Annotated in this window: 8 protein-coding genes; all 8 read right to left on the bottom strand. The window is 39.4% G+C overall.

The annotated features are described in order from the left end of the window. Positions 1–123: 123 nt before the first annotated feature. Positions 124–486 carry an Asp23/Gls24 family envelope stress response protein gene (locus K6G87_RS07460; RefSeq protein WP_022753133.1) on the bottom strand — a complete coding sequence of 121 codons (363 nt, stop codon included), beginning with the start codon at positions 484–486 and terminating at the stop codon, positions 124–126. A 127-nt stretch (positions 487–613) separates the two neighbouring features. Beyond that, positions 614–799: a 50S ribosomal protein L28 gene (gene rpmB, locus K6G87_RS07455; RefSeq protein ID WP_022753132.1), complete on the bottom strand. Its 186-nt coding sequence runs from the start codon at positions 797–799 to the stop codon at positions 614–616. A 208-nt stretch (positions 800–1,007) separates the two neighbouring features. After that, positions 1,008–1,589 (bottom strand): hypothetical protein, encoded by a 582-nt coding sequence (locus K6G87_RS07450; protein WP_296835476.1) that lies wholly within the window; start codon positions 1,587–1,589, stop codon positions 1,008–1,010. 101 nt (positions 1,590–1,690) lie between these two features. Continuing rightward, entirely contained in the window at positions 1,691–2,083 is a 393-nt protein-coding gene (locus K6G87_RS07445) for a GerW family sporulation protein (RefSeq protein ID WP_296835474.1), read from the bottom strand. Between the two features lie 22 nt (positions 2,084–2,105). Further along, on the bottom strand, positions 2,106–3,314 hold the full coding sequence (locus tag K6G87_RS07440) for a DUF2953 domain-containing protein (protein ID WP_296835472.1): 1,209 nt from the start codon (positions 3,312–3,314) through the stop codon (positions 2,106–2,108). A gap of 12 nt (positions 3,315–3,326) precedes the next feature. Beyond that, positions 3,327–3,662 carry a hypothetical protein gene (locus tag K6G87_RS07435; protein WP_296835471.1) on the bottom strand — a complete coding sequence of 112 codons (336 nt, stop codon included), beginning with the start codon at positions 3,660–3,662 and terminating at the stop codon, positions 3,327–3,329. A 24-nt stretch (positions 3,663–3,686) separates the two neighbouring features. Then, positions 3,687–5,105, bottom strand: coding sequence for a peptidoglycan D,D-transpeptidase FtsI family protein (locus K6G87_RS07430; protein WP_296835469.1), 1,419 nt, complete (start codon positions 5,103–5,105; stop codon positions 3,687–3,689). Further along, a complete protein-coding gene (locus K6G87_RS07425; RefSeq protein WP_296835467.1) occupies positions 5,095–6,459 on the bottom strand; it encodes an FtsW/RodA/SpoVE family cell cycle protein in 1,365 nt (454 codons plus the stop codon). The genes K6G87_RS07430 and K6G87_RS07425 overlap by 11 nt, the downstream gene beginning before the upstream one ends. Positions 6,460–6,466 lie beyond the last annotated feature (7 nt).

The following is a 6,466-nucleotide window of genomic DNA, read 5'->3' as shown; positions in this document are numbered from 1 at the left end:
TTCAACTGGTTGATCCATTCTTTTTTAGCTTCAAGGTTCTTTGCGCCCGCAAGAAACATTCTTGCGACCATTCTTGAATCAATGCTACTTGTACTCAAGTTAGGTTCCTCCTACACAAGTCGATCAGTCGATAACTCGAACACCTTCGACATAAATATTGATCTTCTCTATTTCTAGTCCTGTAAATTCTTCAACCTTATACTTTACAGAGTCGATAAGGTTGTCTGCAACAGCAGAAATACTTACACCGTAAGCAATAATAACGTGAAAATTAAGTACAAGCTTCTTGTTCTGGTTGAGCTCTACGTTGATACCCTTAGTCATGTTATCAGAGCGAAGCAAGCTTACCAGTCCGTCTCTTATACTAACGTTAGCCATGCCAACAATACCGAAGCATTCCATCGCAACAGTTCCGGCATATTGAGCGATAACCTCGTTGTCTATGGAAATATTGCCCATATGTGTGTTCAATGATGAAGCTTTCATTGGTTGTCCTCCTCGTTAAATGGCATACTCTATTCTGCATAGATAGCAATATTATATGACAAGAATGACAAAAAATAAAGCGCTTCCCCTTAAAAAAGAAGCGCTTCCGTGTCAATTCTCAAAATAATTATGCTCTCTCAACAGCATTTGATCTGAGGCAGCTTGTGCATACATTCATTCTGCGAGTAGATCCGTTGATCTTAACTGCAACACGCTGAACGTTTGCATTCCATGCTCTGTTTGATCTTCTATGGGAATGGCTCACGTTGTTACCGAAATGAACGCCCTTGCCACATACTTCACACTTTGCCATCTTAACACCTCCTGTAAAACTATGTTAACTAATGATAATTTTAAATTAAAATCACATCCATGTACGCATAATGACTAAATTTATTAATAGTCTTATGCAGTCGCAACAGTGATACTATATCAAAACATTTGGGTTTTTGCAAGAAGAAATTTACATTTGATGATATTTTTTGAAAAAAATCCTTTAAAATGCACTGTTTTACCACCAATTATTTCTGCGAAGCTTCATCACCCATAGCATCATCCATCTCCTGTTTGAGCTTTGAATATTCAATGTTGAGCCATTGAACAAGTTCATCATCGCCGTTCATATTGTCGGGATGGAATATTTTCATGAGGTCTTTATATCTTTTCTTTAAAGAAAGAGATGTATCAGCACCTCTGAAAAGTACATTCATAAGACCTGCAGACTGTTCCTTGAGCCTTATATCTGCATTTGCAATATCCTCCTGAAGCATCATTCTCTCCTGGATGATACGCTTTTTCTCAAGCTCAAGATTCTTGCGGTCCATGCTCAGTTTGTCATAACCGTCCTTTAATATCTGCATTTTCTGGTCAAAAAATGAACGGTCATGCTCAAATTCTGCTCTTTGTTCCTGAAGCTTCTTGCCGGCTTTATCAATTTCTTCTTTCAGTTCACTTCGTTCCTTTTCAAGCTTCTGCCACTGGTCATCAAGAGCGCTTTCCTGATTCTTAAGTCGGCAGCTCTCTTTAAAAAGGAATCGTCTTAGTTCCTCAAGAGAATTTTGATCTCCGTTGCCCAAAAGTTCGTCACTATGATTCTGATCCATGGCTCCCTCCCTACCTGCAGATATATCCTGCAGCTTCAAAACCGCCATCTCTCCTCCATAAGTGATGACACACGTTTATATGAACATGTTCATATAAACAATTACTCGGCGTCTTCTCCAAATGCCGCGTCAACGACGTCTTCATCGCTAGGCATTTCTTCCTTAGCGCCCTGGAACTTATTGATAACATCAGGTACAAGATCAAGTATCTTTGTAACTGCATCCTGATTCTTGATGTTAACAAGCTTGGTCTGTCCGTTTCTTATAACAAGAACAGCTGTTGGAGACATCTTGGCTCCAAATCCACCTGCTCCTCTTTTCTTCTTCTCTTCGTCCTTGGAACCTGCACCTACTCCCATAGATACATCTACCAAAGGAACAATTATAGTATCACCTATCTTGGTAGGCTCGCCTACTACAGTCTTTGCAGAAAGCATCTGCTGCATGCCTTCCATAAGGGAATCAACTATTCCGTCAAAATGCTTATTCTCCATATATCCTCCCGCTCATGTCCTCTTATTTGTTCATTATTCGATTAATTCGTTTCCAAACTTTACGTATATCTTTGTTAAAATAAACTCTGGCAGCTGATAATAACAGCCTCCAAAGAGCTACTCTGCCTTTAATATCTATATCTGCTTCTACTACCTTGTCATCAAAGTCAGGTTCCATCCATATATCATAGTCATTAAAAGTGTTAATGACATTTATCCCGGCAAGAAGCTGTGCTGTTGAAGCAGGGTCTCCAAGACCAAGTAGTATATCGGCATCTATTTTCTTTGGCATAATATGCCTTAATATAAGAAACAGATCCTTTTTAGCTCTTTCATAAGCCCTTTCAAATGTGGGACTTTCAAGCAGATTTTTAATCATTTCTATTTTAGCACACGCCTTAGATATTGTATAGAAAGCTTTTTCTGCGGCTTCTTCAGGCTTTTCAAGATAATCAAAGACATTTTCAAGGATATCGACCATTTTCTCTATAAAATCAAAAAATGAGTAGATATCAGCGTCATCATACGAAGGCTCTTGGTCACCTTTTTCATTATCTTCAGAAAATGTGTCATCTTCTGATCCTTCAAAAGATCCGGAATTATCATCTGTTTCAGAAGAAATGCTATCATCAGATGCATTTTCACCTTGCGGTCCATCACCTGAAGCATTGCTTTCATCAGATGTGTGTGCATTGTCCGATGTCTGCGGGTTATCAGATGTTTGCGAATCGCCTGATGTCTGAGTTTCTCCCTCTTTTTGCGTGGTATTATCGTCTTTATTAGAAGATTCACTGCCTTCAGGGTCTTTAATGTCATCATTTTGTAAAGGCTCTGATTCTACAGCATTAGCTGCATTTTCCATTGCCTGTTCAATCTTTTTATCAGACTTTTTGCGGTCCTTTTCTATTTGTTTTTCTTCAGCTTTTCTCTTTTTTTCTTCTGATCTGGGAAGAATTGTAAAGAACAATACTTTAAGATAAAAACTTGTATTCTCAGGATAGCCTATGCCTCCTCTTACAAGGTGTAAAAGCCAGTTAAAGCCTGCATCTGCTTTAATCTTATCCTTAAAGTCAACATTCTCATCAGACAGATCTGTACGCTCAATTGTTGCATGTGCTCTGTATCTGATGGGAACGAAAAGGATTATCAGTAGAAGCGCGATCACAACAAGTAAGATCACAAGCAGCACTATGCCTATTATTTTCAAAATGCCAAGAATCATACCCAGCATCACTAATCCCCCTTACTCCTGTACTCCCATTGTCTCAAGAAATCCCAACAGATCGCCGTCCATACCGCATTCAGATGCCCTTCGGGATATAGTGACTACAGTATCAAGAGCTTCGCTGTAGCCGGACGCAAGCCCATATACATGGACAGGATGGTTTCTGTAATACTTCTGGGTCAGAACACCGCAATGAATGATATCAAGCTGGTCACTCGGGTTCATTGCCTTGCATATGGCATAAACAGATATCTGTCCTGCGCCATGCTGCATTTTCCATTTAACAAGCGGAACATTCTTTAAAGATGGACCAACATATAAATTTTTATCAAATTCGCAGTAATGTTTTTTCAAAAATAATCTCCCAAAAGAATCTACTCAGTTTATTGAGTTAACTCCAAAATACTCGTCAAATATGCGCTTTGCAACAGGAACAGCCATATGTCCGCCGCTTCCTGCTTTTTCCATAATTATTGTAACACAAATCTGCGGATCGTCCTTAGGTGCAAATCCGGTGAACCAGGCATGTGAATCAGTTGTAGAATCCGAATACTCAGCTGAGCCTGTCTTACCAACCGCATTATAAGAACAATCTGCAAGATTCTTGGCAGTACCTGTAAGAACAACCTGTTGCATCATGTCTGTAAGAATATCTGCTTCTTCAGAAGTCATGAGAGTTCCATAAACTTCAGGTTCAAAAGACTCCACTGTCCTTCCATCAGCCGATTTAACACCGGTTACAAGATACGGCTTCATCAAAGTTCCGTTATTGGCAATAGCCATAGTTATCATGTTCATATGAAGAGGTGTAACTGATGTAGTTCCCTGACCTATAGACAGCTGCATCTTATCTTCATCAGAAAGTGTCGTACTTGCTGTTGCCGTACTCTTTGAATACGGAAAATCAAGGTCGAGCTCCTGATTGAACAAGAGGTCGTTAAGAGTATCAGCAAATTCATCCTGATCAAGCGTAAGTCCTATATTAGCATAGGATGAGTTACACGAGTTAGCAAATGATGAATAGAAATCAAGAGCTCCATGTACCTGGTTGTGATAACACTTGATCGATGCGCCATTAACAGTCAGTGATCCCTGGCAGTTAAAGGTGTAGTCATTATAGGTTGTAGGATTTTCTCTTATATACTCTAGTGATGTGACGATCTTAAAGGTAGATCCGGGTGGATACAGACCTTGAGAGCATCTGTTAACAAGTGCTGCAGTAGTCTTATCAGTTGAAAGGCTGGACCAGTTTTCTTTGATCGTATTAGGATCAAAATCAGGCTTTGATACCATGGCAAGTATGGCTCCAGTCTTGGGATCAGATATTATTACAGCTCCGTTGTAATCTCCAAGTGAATAGTATGCAAGGATCTGAAGACTTGCATTAATTGTGGTATAGACATTATCTCCTGGGAATTTGAGGCCCTGATCATCATAAGATGCCTTTGTGGAAAGAGATGCACTGCTATTTATAAGATAGTATTTCATGTCCTTTTCTATGCCCATTCCACCCATGTCCGCATATCCAACTACATGTGCAAACTGGCTTCCATAAGGATAAGTTCTGACTTCATTACCATCTTCGTCAGTCTCAGACAGAGCAAGTGTTACATCGTCTGCCGAGATTATAGATCCTCTTGTATTCTCAGCCTGCAAAGCTGATGCACGCTTATTGTAATCATTCATTACAAAGGTTTCTCTGTTTGCATAGCTGTACCAGCCAATATAAACAAGCATGGCAACAACGATTCCGGTAAAAAATACAGCTATAAATGTAATTGCTTTATTATTCTTCAAATCTTCCTGCCTCCATAGACCGAGCTTGTCTGTATCTCTCTATAGCCTCATAATGCTCATCAACCCTAATGCGACAGGTCGCCTCATATACACCTATCGAAAGCATAGTGACCATAAGTGATGTTCCACCATAGCTTACAAGAGGAAGTGTTACGCCGGTAAGGGGTATAAACTTGGATCCTCCTCCGACTGTAAGAAAAGTCTGGAATATAAGCCAAACCGCAATTCCGCAGTCAACATACCTTGACCATCTGTCCCTAAGCCTTGAAGCTTCAAACAATATCATAAGAAACATTGATACTATTACAAGTATCATTGAAATACTGTAAATGATCCCGAACTCTTCTGCGATAGCTGAGAAGATAAAATCATCTTCTACATAAGGAATAGTCTGGGGATTACCCTTAAAAAGGCCAAGTCCAAACCAGCCACCTGAGCTTATACCAAACAAAGACTGGGTAAGTTGATAACCTGTAGATTCAATAGTCGACCAGGGATCAAGCCAGGCCTGTACACGAACCCTTACATGACGGAACAGGATAAAGCCCATGATAGAGCCAACCATACCAATTCCTATTCCACCAAACAGATAAACCGGATTCATAGTCGCAACGAATAAGACTGCAAGATATATGATAAAAAGAATTGCAGAAGCACCAAGGTCCCTACTCATCATAAGTATCAGAATATAAAGAATGGCTACACCAAAAGTGATCATAGCCTCCTTAAACGTCGCCGCCCTACACAGGACGCAGGACAAAAAGAATATAAAAATAAGCTTAACGAGTTCTGAAGGCTGAAAGGTAACTCCAAATACCGTAAAAGATATATATGATCCATTAGTGACAGATCCGCACAAAATAACAACAAGAAGAAGTCCTGCTCCCAAAGCCGCATAAAGCCAGGTAAGATCAGTAAGTACCGGAAGCTTATATACAATCTCGCATGCTATAAACATTGCAACAATGGACACCCCGGCAATGATCATCTGCCTTATAGCCTTATCTGAATCAATACGAATAAGCATAATGATAGATGTCATTATCAAAAAGGCTGCATTATTGATTATAAGCCTGTTGCCTTCAGGAAAAAATGCGCTGAATAGTAAAAGAAGCGTTGATAAAATAAGGGCTATACCAATTCCATAAAAAATATATTTTAGATCACCAGTCCTTAAAACTATGGTGATAAAACTAAGGACAAGAATAATAACCTGGATGATGATCTGAATCGCATATAGCGGAGTCCTCTTCTTTTCACTTTTAAATTTTAGTGATATAAATCCGCATAGAGCATAGAAACAACTAAGTATGGCTATTACATACTTTGAAATCTCGACAATATATAACTTCATTAAAAAG

Source organism: Butyrivibrio sp., from assembly GCF_024699075.1.
Note: the sequence above shows the minus strand (reverse complement) of the source record. Positions and strands in the feature narration are given on the sequence as shown.